The sequence below is a fragment of the Thermodesulfobacteriota bacterium genome (genome assembly GCA_031082315.1).
Lineage (GTDB): Bacteria > Desulfobacterota > QYQD01 > QYQD01 > QYQD01 > QYQD01.
In genome coordinates this window covers 1-505 of sequence record JAVHLC010000045.1, presented here as the reverse complement: position 1 = coordinate 505, position 505 = coordinate 1, and the positions used below count along the sequence as shown (strand labels likewise).

Annotated in this window: 1 protein-coding gene; it reads right to left on the bottom strand. The window is 47.3% G+C overall.

The window, feature by feature from the left end; genetic code table 11:
- Nucleotides 1-426 (bottom strand): integrase (locus RDU59_12990; GenBank protein MDQ7839395.1); only part of this gene is annotated, 426 nt, incomplete at its 3' end.
- Nucleotides 427-505: the final 79 nt, after the last annotated feature.

Genomic DNA, 505 nt, shown 5'->3' with positions numbered 1-505 from the left:
ACTCCGACCCCGTTTTGTGTAATGGATTCGGATAGGTTTTAGAAGCCTGTCTATTGTTGGCGGGGAGATTTTCAGCAAGGCATTGGTTACATCCGGGGAGAGTTCTCCGAAGAGTTGAACATATCCGGGAGGCCAGATCGGCAATATGACTTTGAGGCGTTTTGAGCAGGGGAGGTTCGCTTTAAGCCAGATTTCTTTGAGGGGTTTACGGATGGCCTCATTCTGATAAACGGGTGGCTTCCCTCTTTTCTTTGCCTTGGGTTTTGTAAAGCGTTTGAACCCCTTGAGAACTCTGATAGCATGTTTGCGGTGACATCGGCAGGTGGCACAGAATTCATCCAGGATGATGGTTTTTTCATGACGGGTGGCATTTTTATACCGCAAATGGATCGCCTCTGTATACTCTCTTTTGGACCGTGGACTCATGATTATCACTCCTTTGGGAAGTCGGCGTTCGGTAACACTTAATTATGAGTCAACGATCCCCTTTTAATTACTCGCTGGG